This is a genomic window from Pareuzebyella sediminis, assembly GCF_008367235.1.
In the GTDB taxonomy this organism is placed as follows: Bacteria; Bacteroidota; Bacteroidia; order Flavobacteriales; family Flavobacteriaceae; genus Pareuzebyella; species Pareuzebyella sediminis.
In genome coordinates, this window is the sequence record NZ_VTZS01000007.1 from 84831 (window position 1) to 104979 (window position 20149).

The 20149-nt window shown below is 41.8% G+C and carries 16 protein-coding genes; 4 read left to right on the forward strand and 12 right to left on the reverse strand.

The features are described from left to right. Positions 1 to 2: 2 nt before the first annotated feature. Positions 3 to 440, reverse strand: coding sequence for a universal stress protein (locus F2B13_RS19660; RefSeq protein ID WP_149277618.1), 438 nt, complete (start codon positions 438 to 440; stop codon positions 3 to 5). 127 nt (positions 441 to 567) lie between these two features. Continuing rightward, a complete protein-coding gene (locus tag F2B13_RS19665; RefSeq protein WP_149304935.1) occupies positions 568 to 1008 on the reverse strand; it encodes a hypothetical protein in 441 nt (146 codons plus the stop codon). 943 nt (positions 1009 to 1951) lie between these two features. Here F2B13_RS19665 and F2B13_RS19670 point away from each other — a divergent pair. Then, on the forward strand, positions 1952 to 2359 hold the full coding sequence (locus F2B13_RS19670; protein WP_149304936.1) for a hypothetical protein: 408 nt from the start codon (positions 1952 to 1954) through the stop codon (positions 2357 to 2359). A gap of 63 nt (positions 2360 to 2422) precedes the next feature. Here the strand turns inward: F2B13_RS19670 and F2B13_RS19675 are convergent, their stop codons facing one another. The 7 genes from F2B13_RS19675 to F2B13_RS19705 all read right to left on the reverse strand — a co-directional run bounded on the left by F2B13_RS19675 (position 2423) and on the right by F2B13_RS19705 (position 13622). Continuing rightward, entirely contained in the window at positions 2423 to 3853 is a 1431-nt protein-coding gene (locus F2B13_RS19675; protein WP_149277615.1) for an SLC13 family permease, read from the reverse strand. A gap of 82 nt (positions 3854 to 3935) precedes the next feature. Continuing rightward, positions 3936 to 5330 carry a c-type cytochrome domain-containing protein gene (locus tag F2B13_RS19680; protein WP_149304937.1) on the reverse strand — a complete coding sequence of 465 codons (1395 nt, stop codon included), beginning with the start codon at positions 5328 to 5330 and terminating at the stop codon, positions 3936 to 3938. Between the two features lie 12 nt (positions 5331 to 5342). Then, positions 5343 to 6215, reverse strand: coding sequence for a sugar phosphate isomerase/epimerase family protein (locus F2B13_RS19685; protein WP_149304938.1), 873 nt, complete (start codon positions 6213 to 6215; stop codon positions 5343 to 5345). 64 nt (positions 6216 to 6279) lie between these two features. Further along, positions 6280 to 7791 (reverse strand): DUF1501 domain-containing protein, encoded by a 1512-nt coding sequence (locus F2B13_RS19690; RefSeq protein ID WP_149277612.1) that lies wholly within the window; start codon positions 7789 to 7791, stop codon positions 6280 to 6282. Between the two features lie 58 nt (positions 7792 to 7849). Next, positions 7850 to 10588, reverse strand: a complete 2739-nt coding sequence (locus F2B13_RS19695; RefSeq protein WP_149304939.1) for a PSD1 and planctomycete cytochrome C domain-containing protein — start codon at positions 10586 to 10588, stop codon at positions 7850 to 7852. Positions 10589 to 11135: 547 nt separating this feature from the next. After that, positions 11136 to 12827: a lysine--tRNA ligase gene (gene lysS, locus F2B13_RS19700; RefSeq protein WP_149304940.1), complete on the reverse strand. Its 1692-nt coding sequence runs from the start codon at positions 12825 to 12827 to the stop codon at positions 11136 to 11138. Positions 12828 to 12866: 39 nt separating this feature from the next. Beyond that, positions 12867 to 13622, reverse strand: a complete 756-nt coding sequence (locus F2B13_RS19705; protein ID WP_232623081.1) for an SGNH/GDSL hydrolase family protein — start codon at positions 13620 to 13622, stop codon at positions 12867 to 12869. Between the two features lie 133 nt (positions 13623 to 13755). On the opposite strand from F2B13_RS19705, the gene F2B13_RS19710 reads away from it, so the two are divergent. Further along, positions 13756 to 13911 carry a YqaE/Pmp3 family membrane protein gene (locus F2B13_RS19710; RefSeq protein WP_149277609.1) on the forward strand — a complete coding sequence of 52 codons (156 nt, stop codon included), beginning with the start codon at positions 13756 to 13758 and terminating at the stop codon, positions 13909 to 13911. A 94-nt stretch (positions 13912 to 14005) separates the two neighbouring features. After that, a complete protein-coding gene (lipB, locus tag F2B13_RS19715) occupies positions 14006 to 14731 on the forward strand; it encodes a lipoyl(octanoyl) transferase LipB (protein ID WP_149277608.1) in 726 nt (241 codons plus the stop codon). A 2-nt stretch (positions 14732 to 14733) separates the two neighbouring features. Here lipB and F2B13_RS19720 read toward each other — a convergent pair whose 3' ends face one another. From F2B13_RS19720 to F2B13_RS19730, 3 genes are all read right to left on the reverse strand, one after another. Next, a complete protein-coding gene (locus tag F2B13_RS19720) occupies positions 14734 to 15426 on the reverse strand; it encodes a TapB family protein (RefSeq protein ID WP_149277607.1) in 693 nt (230 codons plus the stop codon). 36 nt (positions 15427 to 15462) lie between these two features. Beyond that, a complete protein-coding gene (locus F2B13_RS19725; protein WP_149277606.1) occupies positions 15463 to 16815 on the reverse strand; it encodes an OmpA family protein in 1353 nt (450 codons plus the stop codon). 241 nt (positions 16816 to 17056) lie between these two features. Then, positions 17057 to 17656 (reverse strand): ribonuclease HII, encoded by a 600-nt coding sequence (locus tag F2B13_RS19730; RefSeq protein WP_149277605.1) that lies wholly within the window; start codon positions 17654 to 17656, stop codon positions 17057 to 17059. 142 nt (positions 17657 to 17798) lie between these two features. On the opposite strand from F2B13_RS19730, the gene F2B13_RS19735 reads away from it, so the two are divergent. Further along, the gene (locus tag F2B13_RS19735) at positions 17799 to 19763 is read left to right on the forward strand and encodes a putative porin (RefSeq protein ID WP_149277604.1); all 1965 of its coding nucleotides are present in this window, start codon (positions 17799 to 17801) and stop codon (positions 19761 to 19763) included. The last annotated feature ends 386 nt before the right edge of the window (positions 19764 to 20149 follow it).

Consider the following 20149-nt stretch of genomic DNA (forward strand, 5'->3'; position numbering starts at 1 on the left):
TACTATTCAATTAGAGGTACAATAAGTACGGGTATTTTTGACTTTTTGACGATTTCGGTTGAAACACTCCCTAAGAATACTTTGTATAAAAAACTATGCTCATGGTGGCCTAAAATAATCAAATCAATATTTAATTTCTCCGATTCGGCCATAATCATTTCTACCGTTGCCCCTTGAACAAGTAACCCGTCGGCTTCGATTTCTTTTTTGGTAAGGCCCATAGCATAATCTTGGAGTTGTCGGTGTTCTTCCCTTAGTTCTTCAGCGAGGGTATCCCTAATATATTGTGGGCCCACCTCATAACCCACAAAGTCAGGTTCAGGTTCCGCAATATGGATCAGCCATACTTTTGAACCGAATTTAGTAGCTATTTCCGCCGCATAATCTAGCAACAGTTTTTCATTGTTTTCAAAGTCTATGGCGACCAATATATTTTTCATACCGATATTTTAAACGAGAGCTACGTCCGTGGGTTTAAGTATTCGCTTAAAGATAAGAATTACTCCAATAAAAAAAGCCGTTCATGAGATGAACGGCCTGAAGAAAATAAAATAACTCTAACCTAAATTATCTTCTTGCACTGCGATGGTCTCTTTTTCCTTTCCGATGTGTTGCATTTCTACGTACCATTTTTTCCCATCGTACATATTGTTCATCCGAAAGAATTTTTTTCATTTTTCCTTTTTGGGCGATCATTCTGTCCAAGTGTTGATTTTCTCTTTCGAATCGCTCATCTGCACTTGGTTTATGCATTTCACCACTATTCCTCCTTGCCTTCCTTTCCGCTATTCTTTCGGTCAATTGCGTGGCGTTTTCTAGATTAAGAGCCTGTATTTTTGCTTGTTGCTCTTTGGTCAAGTCTAAAGCCAAAGCCATTTTCTTGGTTTTTAAAGTGGCCATTTGTGTTGCGGTCATCTGTCGCATGTCACCGCGACGGTACTTTTCGCCTTTTTGAGCAAAGGTCGTTGCGCTTAACATGACCATGAGTACTACTATTACTTTTTTCATGTTTCTATTATTTTGAATTCTATACTTTGACGATTTAAAATGATTCGGGTTTAACCACAAGTAATATTTTATTAAATTATTAACAGCTTTGAAACGTACTAGTGAAGCATAAAAAAAGGCAAAGACTATCAGTCTCTGCCTATTAATAAGTAGGTGGTTCTAAAAAAATATTGTTATTCTATACCGTTTATACTGGAAATTTGATCAACGTTAGATGACACCATATCTACTGTTTGGGGATTTTGTTCGGTATGGGTCTCGCTGTAGTAGATTAAAGAAGCTAGAATAAAAGCGGCTAGGTACAGTGAACTTTTAAATCTTTGTGACATGGGGGATGATTTTCGATTCGTTTACTAAAGTATGAAAGATACGGTCACGAGAATAACCTTTGTTGTCTAGTTGGCCGATTGTGTGGTCAAACATCTAAAAAATGTGGTTTGAAATCGCATTTAATCGATTTTTTTTGTCGTTTGTCGATGTGATGAGGATTCATTGTCTTTTTTTGATGGGTATTTGAACGAAATGGAAGCCCCATTTTTTAGGCGTTCATTTTAAATAATATTGGTGAAGTGTAACATTTCAACCTTTTTGAGGTCTTATATAGAGGATTGTCAGTTTTGATTATCTGAATTAGTCGGGTATAAAGCCGTTGTATAGCAACGGCTTTATTTATTTGTATTCGCATTGCGTAATAAAAGAACAATTAGCCTACATAAAAATTAGCGGGTTAAAATGTTGATTTACCAATTGTAATGCCATAAAAATAGGAGGTTGTTAGCATTAGTCGCTTCTCGTTGCATATTTGTTGTTTTCGGCGAATTTCGGAAAATTAGAAGGTATGATGGTAAGCAATAATATGATATTATGGCGTTATATAGGCTCAACCAATGTAACACGTCCTGAGCGTAATTTTTCGGGAACGGGTTGTTAACCTACAATCGTTATGAGAAAAAACATTTTAAGATTAAGTGCTGTAATGGCTTTTTTTATCGCAAATGGAGTTTTTGCGAACAATCCAAAAACAGAAAAGGATATTTCCATTATCAATTCAGTGGAGTTTATAGAGGAAGACGATACTGAATTCGACCTGGGTTTCGATACGGCCGACTATCTACCGGAGGGTTTCGATCCCTATAAAATATTTGTAGACCTTAGTGCCATTGATTTTATAGAAGTGGAGACGAAACTTACCTTTGATTCAACAGTCAATTTGCCTAAGGGATTTGACCCCTATAGTTTTCCAACTGAGGTAGAGGCTTTCAATTTCATCGATGAAAACGATACCTGCGAATTGGATTTCAATACTAAAGATTTTCTACCTGAAGGGTTTGACCCCTTTATACGACATTAAATATAGTAGATGTTCGAATACCAGTTTTGCCCTGTCAATGTACAGGGCTTTTTTTGTTGGTGTTCAGAAAATTAAAGGAATAACAAACTTAAACATGAGCACTAAAATCAAAATGGCTATGCAGTTTAGTATAATGCCCACGCGAGCCATTTCACTGACTTTGATATAACCACTTGCGAATACAATGGCATTGGGAGGGGTGGCCATGGGCAACATAAAGGCACAACTGCTTGCAATCGTTACTGGAATCAATAAGTACAATATAGGTAGATCCAGTCCTATGGCTATGCCCGCTACAACTGGTGCTAAAACGGCGATCAAAGCGACGTTACTCATAAGTTCGGTCATAAAAAGCATCAAGGTGATTAGAAGTACCGCCGTAAATAGGATACTGATATTGCTATTTGCAATGGCCAAGGAGACCATGTCGACAATACCGCTGACCGACATTCCCTTAGCCAAGGCAAGCCCTCCGCCAAACAAGATCAGAATTCCCCAAGCCAATTTTTGGGTATCCTTCCAATCAATTATAAAATCTCCTTTTTTGAGGTTATATGGTATAGAGAAGGTGGCAATGGCCGCTAACATACTGATCATGGTATCGTTTAATTTCAGATCAGGAAAAATACCATTGATCACCGTTCGGAAAATCCAAAGAAATACAGTTACGACGAATATGACAAGCACCATTTTTTCCTTCCCACTCAAAGGGCCTAATTTTTTAAGTTCTTGACCAATGATTTCCTTTGAGGCCGTAAACTTAACCTGGGTGTTAGGAAACATCCATTTTACCAATACCAGATAACTTATCCAGATCATCAGAGCGGAAAAGGGTACTCCAATAACCATCCATTTGACGAAGGATATCTCAATACCGTACTCATTCTCCAACAACCCTATCATCACAGAGTTCGGGGGTGTTCCGATAACGGTAGCAACACCTCCTGCGTTTGCCGAAAAGGCTATGCCCAACATTACGCTCAAGGCGAAGTTCTTGTCGCTCTTTGTGAATCCATCTTCGTCGTTGATGAGTAAACCTATGACCGACATGGCTATCGGCAACATAACTACCGTGGTTGCGGTATTACTAATCCACATGCTGAGAGATGCGGTAGCTATCATAAAGCCTAGCACTACTCTGTTCGGGGTGGTTCCTGTGACCTTTATAATATTGAGGGCAATACGTTTATGTAAGTTTACCTTTTCAAGGGCGAGTGCCAATACAAAACCTCCAAAGAACAAGAAAATAATCGGACTTCCATAATTAGCGCCGACTTCATCGATTTCCATGATTTTTAAAAGCGGAAAGAGTAAAAGTGGAAGTAAGGCAGTGACGGAAATCGATACGGCTTCGGTAATCCACCAAATGATCATCCAAAGGGCTACGGCTATAACCGTATCTCCTTTTTCGGAAACCATTTCAAAAGGTAAATTCAGTACTATTAAAAAGAGAATCGGGCCTAGAAATAAGCCCCATTTGCCACTTAAGTTCATATAGGTCGATTATTAACCCCTAAGCTAGCGTATTTCTTTTGGTTTTGAAAGTTCGAAAAGGTCAATCTGGTTGCCAATGTAATCAATATATAATGGTGTCCGCTGGAATAGGGGGAAGCTGATAATCACCATAGTCGATGATAATTTGACCGTTATTAAGAGTTTTGACACCACTTGCATCGATACCTGTGCGGTATAGGTAGACCTTTTTTAATGCCTTAAATTGTTCCAACGCATTCAAATGAACCTTTTGGAACTTCGTGGCTGTCAGGTTTATCAATTTGAGATAGTTCGAAGGGGCCAACAAACCGATATTCGTTCCTGTAACTTGGGTATTGTCTATTTTGAGTACGGTCAGATGAGGAAGTATAGCCAACTTTTCGAATATGGCATCGGTGACTTGGGTTCCCCCCAGGTCCAGCACTGCTATCTGTTGGGCGATGGGCTGCAGTAATTCAAAATCTGCATCGGTAAACGATGGATCATTGATGCAGGAGACCGTCAGAAAATTTGTGCCCTTGCTTATTCTATCGACATGAATGTTATTTTTCTTGATTACATTGATGCTATCAATGGGCGCTTCGGCAACTTCGATGTCAGGATAATCGAAATCATGCTTTTTTGGAAAAAAGGGTTCGAACAGCTCTTTTGCCATGCCGGCTTCGCCTATAGTTCCCTCAAATGGATGGCCAGCATCCAGCCAAGCACCGATCAGCAGTAATTCTTCCTTGCTAGGTTGGGTCTTTTCTTCAGGGGGCATGTGGTCCTCGTCTGATACAGGCAGGTTCATTCGTTTGAACAACTCACTTTTTTCGGCATTCTGGGCTAAAAGGGTTTCGCCACTCTCTCCTCCTTTGAGCATTCCCTCCGCGGAATCCAGAAGTAGTTCTCCCTTGTTTTTTTTCGGGTTATGGCAACTAACACATCTATTGTTCAAAATAGGTGCGACCACATCTTCGTAAATAAGGCTTTCTGACCAATTATCTTCGTTGAGGGCGATTTCCTTATCTTCATAGGTATCGAAACCCAATGCCGACCTAACGGAATTGGGCAAGGGTTCTATTAGATAGTCCTCTCCATGGGTGATGTTTCCGCCAAGGTGGCCGGTAAAGGAAATCAAGAATAGAAAGATAAAGCTGAGAATCCCCATCGGGATTTTTGAAATAGGTGCGAAGGCCTTTGACCCCTTCACTTTATAATACATTACGAAGGAAAAAATGGCAGTAGCAATGCCTGCCCATAAGTGCCATTTAACAGTATCGAAACTATAACCTTCGCCCATATATTGTAAGTAACCCGTTATACAGGCCAATATGGCAAAAGTGCCTGCCCACAAATAGATCAGTGAGATTACGGCATTATGATGCTTGGTTTTTCGATCGTACCATTGAAGCAGCAGCCCGAGAATGATGAATCCTATAGGTAGATGTACGACCAAGGGGTGCAGTCTGCCCAAGAGTTGTTTTAGAACGTCCATAATTCTATAGGTTTATTCAATATTCAAACGTTCTTTGAGTCGCTGCATAATAAAGGTATTGGCTTTCCATTGGTCGCTTACCGGCTGTCTGGTATAGGGAAGTGTCGGCATATAATCTGCCGGGCCAAATTCCGTGGTGATTGTAAACACAGAGTCGGTCTTCCATTTATTGCGGATGATATTTTCCCAAATGTCCAAATGGCGTTCCACGGCCCTTTCCCATTCCGGTGCTTCTGGATCATTGACCTGTGGACCTTCAGGATGACCTACTCGAGCATGAATATGATGGGTACGGGCGATAACTTCTTGCAACCGTCTATCTTGCTTTTGTAACAACGATTCGTGTACTACCATCCAATGGCTGATATCAAGGTTCAGTTTCAGGTCAGGTATCTCTGCAAGATATGTTTCGGTATCGGGTAGATTGAAACTGAACCTTCCGCGATGTGTTTCATGGTAGTTGGGAATACCCTCTTCCTTTGAGATATCGTTTGCGGCTTTGATAAATGCCCTGTTCTGTTCAAAGGTGAAAAAATCGCTACCGGTATGGCAATTGATATAGGCTGGTTTCCAAGCCAGTAACTTGGTAAAATTCTTAGAATAGATTCTCAGGCTTTCCTCAAAAGGCAGCGATTTGTCCGTACCGTTGAGAAAACCGACCAGTAGCCCATGTTTTTGGAGAGCGTCCTTAAGCTCTTTTTGATCTTTTTCACTGGTGGGGAACCAAGTCTCCACCCCATCATAACCTGATGCTTTGGTCCGTTCGCAGAAGGCGTCCCACGATATGGTCCTTCCCCAATCGGTTTGGAAAAATAGTACTTTTTTATCTTCTTGGGAAAATGAAGTCAGCGAAGAAATTAGTAGGATTAGAAAAGAAATTCTCATTGTCGTTGGGTCGGATATAAAATGGTTGTTTTTGAGTTTTTGTAATGGAATGGGCTTAACAGGGTCAGGCTAAAATTTCTTTAATAATCTCTCCTTCAACGTCGGTGAGACGGAAATTTCTTCCCTGAAATTCATACGTAAACTGTTCATGGTCGAAACCGAGAAGGTGCAAGATAGTCGCGTGCACATCATGCACCGATACACGACCTTCAACAGCGGAGAAACCAATATCATCGGTTTGTCCAAATGAGGCCCCTTTCTTAATGCCGCCACCGGCCATCCACATGGTAAAGGCATCTCCATGATGATCACGCCCTTTATAGGCCATCTTTTTATTTCCACGGTTCTCCTGCATTGGGGTTCGGCCGAACTCCCCACCCCAAACGATGAGGGTATCGTCTAATAGTCCTCTTTGTTTTAGGTCAAGGATCAAAGCGGTTATAGGACGGTCTATTTCCCTACATTTGTTGCGTAGCCCCAAATCAATAGAGCCCTCCCTTATATTTCCGTGGGTATCCCAACCCCAGTCGAATAGCTGTACAAAGCGAACACCATCTTCGACCAGTTTTCGCGCCAAAAGGCAATTGTTCGCAAAAGATTCCTTTCCTGGTTCGACCCCGTACATCTGTTTAATATGCTCTGGTTCGCTGTTGATGTTCATAACCTCGGGAACCGCAATCTGCATACGATAGGCCATTTCGTATTGGTTAATACGGGCCAAGATTTCGGGATCTGCATATTTGGCGTACTCTTTCTTGTTAATTTCGTTGATTGTCTTAATGGTATTTTTTTTCAGATCTCGCGTAATGCCTTCGGGATCTTCGATGTAAAGTACCGGGTCACCTTTAGAGCGACATTGTACTCCTTGGTATACCGAAGGAAGAAAGCCACTGCCCCACACACTTTTTCCCGCATCAGGGGAGTTGCCACCGGAGGTGAGTACAACGAAACCGGGAAGGTTTTGGTTTTCAGACCCTAAACCGTAGGTTGCCCATGCCCCAATACTAGGCCGTCCAAGTCTAGGGCTGCCTGTATGCATGAACAGTTGAGCGGGTCCATGATTGAATTGGTCGGTGTTCACGGCCTTTAAAAAAGCTACTTCGTCTACCACTTTTTTAAAATGTGGGAGGAAATTGGATACCCAGTTTCCCGACTCGCCTTCTTGTTTGAATTCAGCTTGGGGCCCCAATAATTTCGGGGTACCCTTTATGAACGCGAATTTTTTTCCCTCGAGCAACGATTGTGGACAATCTTGCCCATCATATTTTTGGAGCTGGGGCTTGTAATCGAACATTTCAAGCTGCGAGGGAGCTCCTGCCATGTGAAGATATATGACCGACTTTACTTTGGGTGCATATGGCGGGGATAGGGTCGCTAAAGGGTTAAGATCCCTCTCGGAAAAACCCATCGACGAATTGGTCTTAGGCTTGCCAAGGGGGTCACAACCCATAAATATGGAGCTGAGGGCGATACCCCCCATTCCTTGGGCGCAGCTCTTAATAAAATGCCTACGGGTATTCACTTCGGCCTCACGGACCAGTTTTTCCTGTATAAGTCTTTCTATTTTATCTTTCACTTTTCTAATTTTTTTCTGGGACCAACTGTACTTTTAGATTCGTTGCTGTATCCAGATTTTAAGCTTTTGTTAGAAACTCGTCCAAGTTCATTATAGCGTTGGCCACGATGGTCAATGCGCTCAGTTCTGCAGTGGGCTGATTATCAAACTTCAGGAAAAGTTTTGAAGCTTCCTTGTTACTATTGAATTCTGCCAAAGAGTTCTGATAGAGTTCCATGAGGGCCGATAAGGTTTCGGGTTCGATATCGCTCAATGTAGCCATTCTGTAGGCCTTGGCAATACTTCTTCCAACATTATCCTTTTCCCGAGTGTTTTTCGCTAATTGGTAGGATGCCTCGAGGTAAACGGGATCGTTCAAGGTAACCAAGGCCTGTAACGGGGTATTGGTCACCGTTCTACGAATCATACATACCTCACGGCTTCCGGCGTCAAAGGTCAGAAAAGAAGGATATGGACTGGTGCGTTTCAAATAGGTATAAATACCCCTGCGGTAGCGATCCTCACCTTTGCTCTCGACCCATTTAGAGCCGTTATATACGGTTTGCCAAACCCCATCGGGTTGAGGAGGCATAACCCCTGGTCCGTACATTTTGTCACTGAGTAATCCTGATACGGCCAGGGCCTGATCCCTTATCTGCTCTGCACCCAATCTTATTCTGGGCCCTCTTGCCAAAAGTTCGTTGTTTGGGTCTAGGCGGTACATTTCGGGAGTGCTTTCGGAGCTCTGACGATACGTGCCCGACATGACAATATCTTTAACCAAGGCTTTTATACTCCAACCGTGTTCGTTCATAAAACGAAGGGACAGCCAGTCGAGCAATTCAGGGTGTGAGGGAGGCTCTGATTGTGAGCCGATATCTTCCAGTGTAGCGACAATGCCCCTTCCGAATATTTGGTGCCACACCCGGTTGACCAAGGTACGAGCAGTCAAAGGGTTTCTCTTATCCACGATCCATCGGGAAAGCCCCAATCTATTATCGGGCCAATCGGTATTCCAAGTATTTAAGCTTTCAGGGGTTCCCGGCATCACGGTATCCGTCTTAGATAACCAACTTCCACGGTCAAAGAGTTGCGTGGTGCGCTTCATGAATTTGGGATTTTCGGCCATAATAGGAACGGTCTCCGTGTTGGCGTTCAGAGCCTCTAAAAATGCTGCATTGGCATCCGACCAACCTGGTTGGTCTCGTGCGGGCAAGTCTGGAACAAAACCGACCCAATATAAATTAAGGATATTAATTTCTTTGGCGACCGCATTGTTTTGGGTCTCAATGTAAAGATCGGTCTTTTCATCAATTTTTTTGATCGGGAATTGTGCTGTGATATTCCCTTTGGTCTTATTGATGGTGAATTCCCCTAGAATGGGGCCTTGACCGTCATTGGCCCTTATGGTCATCTTTGTGCCGTTATAATGCGATCGATAGTTCAGCAAGACATAGCTAGCTTCATTGGTATAGGCATTTTCGATTATGCAACTCCCGTTGTCCCAAAAAACTACAGAGGCATGGTCGTCATATACACTGCTCTTGAAGTCCTTAAAGAAATGCGATTTATAGACCGGTTCAGTGAACTGCATGAAATCTTTGTAAGTACGTGCCAATTGGTCACTTCCGAATCGGGTCGCCCATTCGATTACCTTGTCCACCTCTTTTTGCTGCTCCGGGGTGAAGAATTTCAAAAGGGGAGATTCGCTGGGAGTATCCTCATCTCTTGAATTATTGAAAAAGGCCATCAATTCGTAGTACTCCTTATGCCGGAAGGGATCATAGGGATGACTGTGGCATTGAACGCATTCCATGGTAGTGCTCTGCCATACTGAAAACGTAGTATTGATACGGTCGATGACCGTCGCCACACGGAATTCCTCGTCATCCGTACCACCTTCATCATTGTTCATGGTATTTCGGTGAAACGCGGTGGCAATCAGCTGGTCGGTAGAAGATTCGGGTAGCAGATCACCTGCCAGTTGTTCTATTGTGAAGCGATCATAGGGCATATCTTCATTGAAGGCATTTATGACCCAATCGCGATATTTCCAAATGGATCGTTCCATGTCTTTTTCATAGCCCTTGGAGTCGGCATATCGGGCCAAATCGAGCCACCAAGTCGCCCACTTTTCACCATAGGTCTTCTGGGCCAACAGGCTATCGACCATGGCTTCATAAGATATCGTTCCAGACTCGAAATTTTGTAAAAGCTGTGGGGTAGGGGGCAGACCGACAAGGTCAAGGGCTACCCTCCGGGCGATAACATTTTTATCGGCAGGTGCATTGGGTTCCAAGGCTTCGGCATCCATTCGGGCAAGGACGAAATTATCGATTTGGTTTTTTAAGAAGCCATTTTCGTTTTCGGGCCCTAAGCTCGCTTTTTGGGCGAAGGTAGGCACGTCTACCTTTTCAGGTAGGGAATAGGCCCAGTGTTCGCCCCATTCCGCACCCTGATCGACCCAGCGGGTCAGCAGATCTATTTCTTCATCGGAAAGTTTGGCCTTTTCGTAGGGCATGCGTAATTCCGGATCCTCTTCATGTAGTCTTTTGATCATCTCACTGCCAGATGCGTTACCCGGAATAATAGCCGGTTTCCCCGACTCGGTTTCGGTAAAGGCATCTTCCTTGAAAAGAAGCCCGAATCCCCCACTTTTTTTGACACCCCCGTGACAGGTAATACATTTAGTATTGAGAATGGGTTTTATTTGGGTGCTGAAATCGACTTTTTCCCCGGTCGATGTACAACCCGATATAATAAAGGCGAAAAACACCAACTTTAGATAGCGGGACTTAATGTGAAAATTGATCTTCATGTTTTACTCGAACTGAATTCAAAAATAGAATTTTTGACTTGTACGTACAAGATTCAAAATGTTATTAATTCATAAAAAAGAAATACCTCAAAGCATTTCTTTTTCACTTTTTAAAGGGAATGCCTTCCCTTACTAAATATAAGAAAATTTGAGTTGGATTAAAATTCACTATTCAAGGGGGAACTTTTACTGAATTTCTGTCTGGTAAAGGTTACCTCATTGGTGAAGTTGAGGGCTTCATGATTGGTGTTTAACCATTTGGGGACTAAAATTCTAACTTGAATAGTAAATTTAGAACTATGCCGATTTCGGCGGATTTATACATTAAATAAGTAGACTAAAGATCTTTTAAGCGTTATATCAATTTTTTCGATACTCCATTCCAAACAAATCTAAAGGCATTCTAAGAGTAAAGCAAGTAAGATTTTGACCCTGGTCAATACTTTTTTTGCCATAACGGCTTTGTAGCCAGTAGTTTGTTAAAATTTATTTGGCTTTTGGCCTATCGAAAAGTGTTGGTATTTCTAAAACTATAGGGGATAAAATATCATTCTTTTAATTCGACCCGTTTTTCGGAGCCTTCAACCACAACTTTGATCAGCCCATTTTTTGAAAGGGACTTCATTGATTTATCCCATTTTTTTCCACTAAGTGAGGCCTGATTTTTGAGTGCTTCAAGTGCCATGTTGCCTTGGGGCTTCAGCAAGTCCACGATGGACTTTTCTTCTTCGGTCAATTCGACCTTCTTTTTTTCAGGTCTCATTTGGGGGAAAAACAATACTTCTTGGATCGATGCATTGTTGGTCATCAACATCACTAAACGATCGATACCTATACCGATTCCCGAAGTAGGTGGCATACCGTATTCAAGGGCGCGAAGAAAGTCTTGGTCGATGAACATGGCTTCGTCGTCTCCTTTTTCAGAGAGTTTGAGCTGCTCTTCGAACCGCTCACGCTGATCTATAGGGTCATTTAGCTCCGAATAGGCATTGGCCAACTCTTTGCCGTTGACCATAAGCTCAAAACGTTCAGTCAAGGCAGGGTTCTCCCGATGGGCCTTTGTCAGAGGGCTCATTTCTTTAGGGTAATCGGTAATGAATGTCGGTTGCACATAATGATGCTCACATTTTTCACCGAATATTTCGTCGATCAACTTTCCGACGCCCATGGTCTGGTCTACTTCTATACCTAGCTTGACGGCCGTTTCACGTAATTGCTCTTCGTCCATTTCAGAGACATCGAAACCCGTATGTATTTTTATGGCCTCTAAAATGGGAACTCTGGGATAAGGGGCCTTGAATTCAATTTCATGTTTTCCGACTGTGACCTTGGTGCTCCCCGTTGCATCTACAGCGACCTTCTCCATGAGGGCTTCGGTCGTCTGCATCATCCAGTGGTAATCTTTATAGGCCACGTAGAGTTCCATGACGGTAAATTCCGGATTGTGCGTGCGGTCCATGCCTTCGTTACGAAAATCTTTTGAGAACTCGTACACCCCATCAAAGCCACCAACGATTAATCTTTTAAGGTACAATTCATTGGCAATACGAAGGTAGAGCGGGATGTTGAGTGCATTATGATGGGTCAAAAACGGACGCGCAGCGGCACCACCGGGTATGGGTTGAAGAATGGGGGTCTCTACCTCGAGGTAGCCTCGCTCATTGTAAAATTCACGGATACTGTTCGTGATTTTTGTGCGTTTTATAAAGGTTTCCTTGACTTTTGGGTTGACGACCAAATCAACATAACGTTGGCGATACCGCTGTTCGGGGTCGTTGAATTCATCAAAAATATGGCCTTCGGCGTCTTTTTTCGGCAATGGCAAGGGTCGTAAGGCCTTGCTCAGTATACTATAATTTTTAACCATTACCGTTTTTTCTCCAACTTTGGTGGTAAACAGCGTTCCTTCGACCCCTATGATGTCGCCAATGTCGAGGAGTTTTTTATACACATCGTTGTATAGGGTCTTATCTTCCCCAGGGCAAATTTCATCTCGGTTAAAATAGACCTGAATCCTGCCCGTACTATCCTGCAGCTCGGCAAAGGAAGCTTTGCCTTGAATACGTCGGGACATCAATCGACCGGAAAGAATTACTTTCTTGCCCTCTTCATAATTGTTCTTGATATCACGGGCCGTTGTATTTACAGGGTATAGTGCGGCTGGATACGGATCGATACCCATGTCACGTAATTTGGTCAGTTTTTCCCTTCTTACGATTTCTTGTTCCGAAAGTTGCATGTGCGTATAAATTAAGCTAGCAAATATAGGTACAATAGCCTAATTTTTCAATTGATAACTTATTATTGGAGCCATTCGTTCAACAAATAGGGTATAGGCCAATACGGAGGGGTGCAAACCGTCCGAGGCTACCAATTCTTTTTCTTCAAGACCTCTTCTTGTAATATCTGTAATATCAATAAAAGTAATATCAAATTGGTCGGCCATGTTTTTGGCGTAGGCATTGTATTGGTCTATTTCTTTGGAAGTCTTATCGGCGTCGAATTCTTGTCCGAAAGGAGTGTATGCCCAATCAGGAATGGAAATTACAAACAGATGTTCCGTATTTCCACCGGCTAAGACTAATGCTTTTTCGAGAAGCTCAACGAATTCCGATTTGTATTTCGAGAAAGGAGCCCCTTGATATTGGTTATTTACTCCGATTAATAAAGTTACAATGGTATAAGGAGGGTCGGTTTCCGTGTTTTCAATGGCATCGATCAAGTTATCGGTGCGCCAACCCGAAGTGGCAATGATTTCAAGGGAAATGTCCTTGTTAAGATCTTTCGTCAAGGTATTGCGGAGTTGTGATGGGAAGTTATCCGCTAGAGGAACGCTGGCCCCTATGGTATAGCTGTCGCCCAAGGCCAAGTAGGTAAGGGTGTTTGTTTCAATTTTTTCCTTCTCCTGATCATTTGCGGTTACGTCGCCATAAGATGCCTTGGGCAATAAGGTCTTCTTGCTGCACGCTGTAGGGAACACCACTGTTGAGAAAATAATTAGGGCAACTATTGAAGGGAACTTAAGTCGTTTCATATTGTGATGTACGTAATTTTGTCGTCTTGGTTTGCATTTTTTTGTTTAGACGTAACAAAATAAGGTTTTTAACGTCAAATAATTATAACCGTAGGAAAGAAGCGGTCATCAATCAAAAAAAATCACGTTTTCAATGAGTTTTATCAGAGTTTTACTTGCTATAATTTTTCCGCCATTGGCAGTTCTAGGTAAAGGTTGTGGATCTTTTCTGATCGTTTTGTTACTTACTTTCTGTGGATGGGTGCCTGGCGTTATTGCAGCTTTGGTCATATTGAACAATCCGAATTAGAGGATCCCTTCGACACTTTTCCAGCGAGGTTAAATTGCTGATTTGTACTATGAGGTAATTCGTTTAAAAGCGGAAAGGTCTTACCTTTGTCCTAATGAATAGAAAAGTTGATCTACAAGACTTAGGCCTTAAGGATTACAAAGAAACTTGGGACTATCAAGAAGTTCTTTTTAAGGAAATCGTCGATTTAAAAATAAAGAACCGAAGGGAAGGAACAGCAATCCCTACGCCTAACCACTTCCTATTCGTAGAACACCCCCATGTCTTTACCTTGGGCAAAAGCGGAAATGCAGGCAATCTTTTGGTCGATCAAGCCGTGCTGAACGAAAAAGGGGCCAAGTTTTACAAAATTAACCGGGGGGGCGACATTACCTACCATGGCCCAGGCCAAATAGTCGGTTATCCGATTTTGGATCTTGACAATTTCTTTACCGATATTCATAAATACCTCAGGCTTTTAGAGGAGATGGTTATTTTGACGTTGGCCGAATACGGACTTAAGGGTCAACGTTCGAAAGGGGAGACCGGCGTATGGCTAGACGTCGGAACCCCGTTTGCCCGAAAGATATGTGCCATGGGGGTACGTGCCAGCCGATGGGTTACCATGCACGGTTTTGCCCTCAATGTGAATACCGATTTGGGCTATTTTGATATGATGGTACCTTGTGGCATAAAAGACAAAGCAGTTACCTCTTTAAATGTGGAGTTAGGAAAACCAGAAGTAAATTTAGAAAAGGTGAAGCAAAAGCTTTTAAAGCATTTTGAGTCTCTTTTCGGAGCCGAAATAAGCTTGCAAAAGGAGAACCGCCCAATTGATTGAGATTATTTATCAAATTTGGTCAATTCTACACTGCTCACCAAGCTTCCACTTTTTTTATAGGTTTCCTGTTTGACCATACCGACGCCTTCGGCCAACCATAAACGACTTGGAAATGATTGTGTCGCCCCCATAGTTTTTGATTCTGTGACCTCTGATATGACAAAACAATCAAAAGTGCCGGCTGGGGTGGTGACGCTTTCCTTTTTTTCCACTTTGCGATCCACCATGTTGACCTCCATGTCCATTTTCATACCAGCCATGCTGATCGACATATTTACATTGGCATCGTTAAGGTCTTGACCAACACTTAAGTCGTTCGGCAATTCGATATCGGTACCGGTGATGTCATATTCCATATCTTTGAACTGTTCCAGCATGCTTTGTGGCATAATGGAGTTATAATCTATTTTTATTCCATTTCCAGTGCATGTGAACGTATAGTCCGAGGTAAAAACCTCTTTGCCTTTTTTGTCCATGAACTCCATATGCATGGTAGCATTGGTGTCGCTCCCCGAATTTGAAACATCGGTTATTTTATATAGCGTGCTACCATCTTCTTTTCCTTTTTTGTCATACATCGTGTATTGAAAACTGGCACCCTCTTCCAATGGATAGTATTTACTGCAATTGTTTTGAGCAGAGAGAATACCTATGGTAAATAAAGCAGTAAAGAAAAGTAAGTTTCTGTATAGCATAGCGAATAGTTTTGTAATGTTTAGTATTTATTTTGATTATTGTGAGATGAATTCCACACGGCGATTTTGACTTTTACCTTCTGGGTTTGAGTTGTCACCAACAGGATCTGTTTCTCCTTTCCCTTCAGTTTCCAATCGATCCGAAGATATCTTATAGACGGACACAAGTGCATTTTTAACGGCATCTGCCCTTTGTTTGGATAGCTTCATGTTCGCCGCCTCATCCCCGTCCGCATCCGTGTGACCTACGATTTTTAGTTTTAAGCTCTGGTCTTGTTGCATGACCTGATAAATTTGACGTATGATTCCCATTGACTGGGGTTTTATATCGGCCGATCCGCTATTGAAAAGAATACCGTTGGTCGAAATTTTTCCGTCGCTAAGTAATTTTCTTCTCAGGTCGACCCCTCCTTCGGCCACTTTAAGATTGGTAATAAAGACCCTCTCCTTACCATCCTTAAAATTGTTCATGTGGAATTTCAGTGTTTTTAAAACTTCTCCTTCCGGAACAATTCGTGGAATGTCGATGTGTTTTTCTTCGTTCACCCATAACCTGAACCTCTGCTTGTTTACGGCTATCGAGATGTGGGGTGTATTGAGAATTTCGTCCCTCAAATCGGCCTTGACCACGCTGTAAATTTCCCTTTTGGAGTTTATCCTGTTTTCCATGGTGATTCCGATGGCGCTATATTGACAAAAAGGTATACTTGCCTGTACAAAGTTTTCACCTTCCTTGAACTTATCGTCATCGCTCAGATCTATTCTGAGTATGGCGGTTGAAGAGGTTTTACTATCAACGCCTTGGGTCAATATATCGAATTCGATAGTGTATTCATCGGGTAGTGCAGGTACATCGGGAATAAAATAAATATTATATCCTGATATAAGTTCCAACCACTTTTCTTGGGAAGTATTGACGGAAACTACTTCGCCGCCTGCGTTGGTATTCCATTTTGATGGAAAATCACCAACGAATTCATCCGAAAAATCTTCGAAGAATAGCAGTTTATCTCCGGGTACAAAGTCAAACTTACTATAAATGGCTATTTCCTTTTTTCCTGCCCCTGCCGACGAATTTGGAATATTAGCGGCCCCTGAATTTTTACTGGTTTCAGAGCCGCCGACCTTCGTATTCTCAACGGGTTTGTTGTTCGGTGCCGGGCTTTTTGCTTCCTTGCCGCCCTTTGAGCCTGGTTCAAGAATACTGTCAAGTACTTGATCTGTTTTCTCCGTCGTTTCTTTCTCTACCCTACGCTCGACGGTTCTTTCTGCTGCCTTTTCGGCTCTTTTGCCCAGTTTTTTCAGAAATTGCCCGTTCACTTCCTGTAAACCGACAAATAAGCAAAATATGGGAAGTATCCATTGTAATGATCGTTTAATTCTTTCCATCTTCATAATAATTTGGCACCTTAAATAAATTTCTAATGGGTTGGAGGGGTAACCTTGGCCCGTCCAAAAACGTAATGGTACGAGTTAATGTGTAAAAAAACCCAGAGATTAACATCAAAACTAAAGGAAAAACGTCTTTCTGAAAGCTGACATGTGTATTTTGGAATTGAAATTTGTATAGATGGGGCGGTATCTTGTGTCGTTGGTAACATTGCATGTTCTTTCGATCGTAAGAAAAATTCTAGAACGGGAGTTTTAATTGTTCGGGCAATAACCGAAAACTCTTCCGGTGATATTTTGTAATTCCATTCGCCCTAATGGCTTCCCGATGTTCTTTCGTGGGATAACCCTTATTTTTTTTCCAGTTGTACATGGGAAATTCTTCATGTAACTTCTCCATGTAGTCGTCACGGTAGGTCTTAGCCAGCACTGAAGCCGCTGCAATACTCAGATATTTGCCATCACCCTTAACTATACATTCATGTGGAATATTTGGAAAGGGTCGAAACCTGTTACCATCGACAATAATGAATTCTGGATTTGTGTTCAGTTTTTCGATAGCCTTGTGCATAGCCAAAAAGGACGCATTCAATATGTTGATCGAATCTATTTCTTCCGGAAAAACATGGGCAACCGCAAAGCAAGTGCAGGATTTCTCGATTATTGGCCTTAAAAAAGTACGGTTGTTGGGTGTGAGAAGTTTCGAATCGTTCAACAATTCGTTGGTAAATTGCTCTGGAAGTATGAGTGCTGCCGCTGTTACAGGGCCAGCCAAGCAGCCCCTACCGGCTTCGTCGGTGCCGGCCTCAACATTGGGTTTGCGAAAGTAAGATTTTAACATGGTCGGCCGATTACTGATAATATTGGTGTAGCAACATACATATAATGAATTAAATATCAAATAGCCTGCATTTTGCGCTTGGGAAACTTTCACATTTAATTACCAACTAAAAAAATTAACTTTACGGCCGTAAAATGCCTACATGAAATATTTTCTTTTCATCCTTTTATTGAATTTTACCTACCTGAACTTTTACGCCCAAGATAATTCGGATTTAAGAAATAGGGAACGGCGGATACCTCCGAGTTTGAAAGATACAAATTCTATAAAAGTCACGATCGAAGATTATAAGATCATTTCCTTTCAAAGGGATACGACGTATTTAGATACTACGCTTACCATTCAAAAAGAATATAAATACAATTACTTAAGACGTGACGATTTTGAATTAATGCCCTTTGCCAATGTGGGTCAACCTTACAACAAATTGGGGGTAGACTTGAAGAGGCAAGTAATGTACCCGTCCTTGGGAGCAAGAGCACTCCATTATAATTATATGGAGGTTGAAGACATCGATTATTACAATGTGGCAACCCCAATGTCGGACCTCTTTTTCAAAACGACGTTCGAGCAGGGCCAGTTGCTTGATGCGACCTTAGCCTTCAATACTTCTAAACGTTTGAATTTTTCGATAGCCTATAAGGGCTTTAGATCATTAGGGAAGTATCAATACAACCAAGCTGAGTCTGGTAATTTTAGAACTACTACAAATTACGTAACACAGAACGGAAGGTATAGTTTAAGGGCCCATATCGCCGCCCAAGACATAGAAACCGAACAAAATGGAGGGTTGGTCAACGAAGAGGCCCAATTTGAATCGGGCGACCCCGACTTCTCGAATAGGGTTAAAATCGACGTTCGATTTAACAACGCCAGTAATAAAATATTAGGAAAACGGTATTATTTAGATCATTTGTATAAGTTCCTGAGAAAAGAAAAAGATTCAGGTAATCTAGAGAAGACCTCCTTAGGTATCGGACATCGTTTCAACTACGAAACAAAGTATTACACCTTTGACCAAAATACCCCGAACACTTTTTTAGGAGGTGTGCTTGTTTCTCCCATTAAGGACAAAGCGAGACTGAAAACCATGTTCAATGAGTTCAACGCCCAATTTTACAATGCGACCCTAGGTCGGTTGACCGGTAGCTTGGCCCTTTATAATTATAATTATTACTTTAATAGTTTGCTCATTACTTCAGATGGCCAGCAGATCCCCAATCAGCTTAAGGGCGACGAGATTGTTGTCGGTGCGCAATACGAAAAAACGATAAAGGGGTTTCAACTCAAGGGTGATGTGAAGTACAACATTACGGGTGAACTGACCGGCAACCTAATGAATGCATCGGCAAGTTATAGGTTAAATGACCATCATAAGATAGGAGCCTCCGCTTATACTTCGTCTAGAATGCCGGATTTTAATTTTTTGCTGTATCAAAGTGATTATGAAAATTACAATTGGTTTAATCTAAATTCCTTTGAAAAGGAAAAGGTCTATGGGGCATCCATTGAGTTTGACTCAGACCACTGGGGCAAACTCTCACTTGAATATACCGCTATCGATAATTACAGCTATTTTGCGCCTGACCCGGAAATTACAATCGGTGAAGGGGAAGAAAATGCATCCATTAAGCCCTTTCAGGCAAGTAGCATATTGAATCATGCCAAGATCAAATATAACAAGGAGTTTAGGCTCGGCAGTTTTGCCCTGAACAATACGGTGATGTATCAAAATGTATCCCAAACAAATCAGGTACTTAACCTGCCGCAATTGGTTACCCGTAATACCTTATATTTCTCTTCTGACGTGTTCAAGAAAGCCATGTTCTTACAGACCGGAGTGACCTTGAAGTATTTTACCGCTTATTACATGGATGCCTATAATCCCTTATTGGGCGAATTTTATCTTCAGGATTTGGAAAAGCTAGGTGCATATCCTATGCTTGATTTTTTTATCAATGCCAAGATACAGCAGACCCGAATATATTTGAAGGCTGAGCATTTCAATTCATCGTTCGGCAAAACCAATAATTTTTATGCTGCACCACATTATCCCTATCGCGATTTCGTAATTCGCTTTGGGCTGGTTTGGAATTTTTTCTCCTGATTTTTCAGCTCGGATTTTTGAATGTTGTGGAATTTTAATCAAGTACCTAAACAGGAAATCAAAGGAGTCGATTCATTTAATTTTCCCATTAATCAGGCTTAATTATCTCGCACTTAGATTTTTGAGTATACTTTTTGAATTTGTTTTGTGAGAAGCCGTATCTAGGATAGATAGGCTGTTGTAGTTATTTCTATTTTTTTCAATTGTTTTATTTACTGATTATCAACATATTATATAATATTTTCTTAAGATTATCAAAAAAAAACTACTTGGGTTTGTGGAAACAGAAAAACCCTCTTATATTTGCACCCGCTTTGGGAGTTTGAGAGTGATCGATGAGATGTTTTCCCTGGGCGTTTAAGGGTTTTTTTGGGCCCTTTTCAGGA

What these genes read in the sequence shown, in the direction of transcription:
- F2B13_RS19660 (WP_149277618.1), bottom strand. Translation starts at nt 440, where the DNA reads ATGAAAAATATATTGGTCGCCATAGACTTTGAAAACAATGAAAAACTG.
- F2B13_RS19665 (WP_149304935.1), bottom strand. Translation starts at nt 1,008, where the DNA reads ATGAAAAAAGTAATAGTAGTACTCATGGTCATGTTAAGCGCAACGACC.
- F2B13_RS19670 (WP_149304936.1), top strand. Translation starts at nt 1,952, where the DNA reads ATGAGAAAAAACATTTTAAGATTAAGTGCTGTAATGGCTTTTTTTATC.
- F2B13_RS19675 (WP_149277615.1), bottom strand. Translation starts at nt 3,853, where the DNA reads ATGAACTTAAGTGGCAAATGGGGCTTATTTCTAGGCCCGATTCTCTTT.
- F2B13_RS19680 (WP_149304937.1), bottom strand. Translation starts at nt 5,330, where the DNA reads ATGGACGTTCTAAAACAACTCTTGGGCAGACTGCACCCCTTGGTCGTA.
- F2B13_RS19685 (WP_149304938.1), bottom strand. Translation starts at nt 6,215, where the DNA reads ATGAGAATTTCTTTTCTAATCCTACTAATTTCTTCGCTGACTTCATTT.
- F2B13_RS19695 (WP_149304939.1), bottom strand. Translation starts at nt 10,588, where the DNA reads ATGAAGATCAATTTTCACATTAAGTCCCGCTATCTAAAGTTGGTGTTT.
- lysS (WP_149304940.1), bottom strand. Translation starts at nt 12,827, where the DNA reads ATGCAACTTTCGGAACAAGAAATCGTAAGAAGGGAAAAACTGACCAAA.
- F2B13_RS19705 (WP_232623081.1), bottom strand. Translation starts at nt 13,622, where the DNA reads ATGAAACGACTTAAGTTCCCTTCAATAGTTGCCCTAATTATTTTCTCA.
- F2B13_RS19710 (WP_149277609.1), top strand. Translation starts at nt 13,756, where the DNA reads ATGAGTTTTATCAGAGTTTTACTTGCTATAATTTTTCCGCCATTGGCA.
- lipB (WP_149277608.1), top strand. Translation starts at nt 14,006, where the DNA reads ATGAATAGAAAAGTTGATCTACAAGACTTAGGCCTTAAGGATTACAAA.
- F2B13_RS19720 (WP_149277607.1), bottom strand. Translation starts at nt 15,426, where the DNA reads ATGCTATACAGAAACTTACTTTTCTTTACTGCTTTATTTACCATAGGT.
- F2B13_RS19725 (WP_149277606.1), bottom strand. Translation starts at nt 16,815, where the DNA reads ATGGAAAGAATTAAACGATCATTACAATGGATACTTCCCATATTTTGC.
- F2B13_RS19730 (WP_149277605.1), bottom strand. Translation starts at nt 17,656, where the DNA reads ATGTTAAAATCTTACTTTCGCAAACCCAATGTTGAGGCCGGCACCGAC.
- F2B13_RS19735 (WP_149277604.1), top strand. Translation starts at nt 17,799, where the DNA reads ATGAAATATTTTCTTTTCATCCTTTTATTGAATTTTACCTACCTGAAC.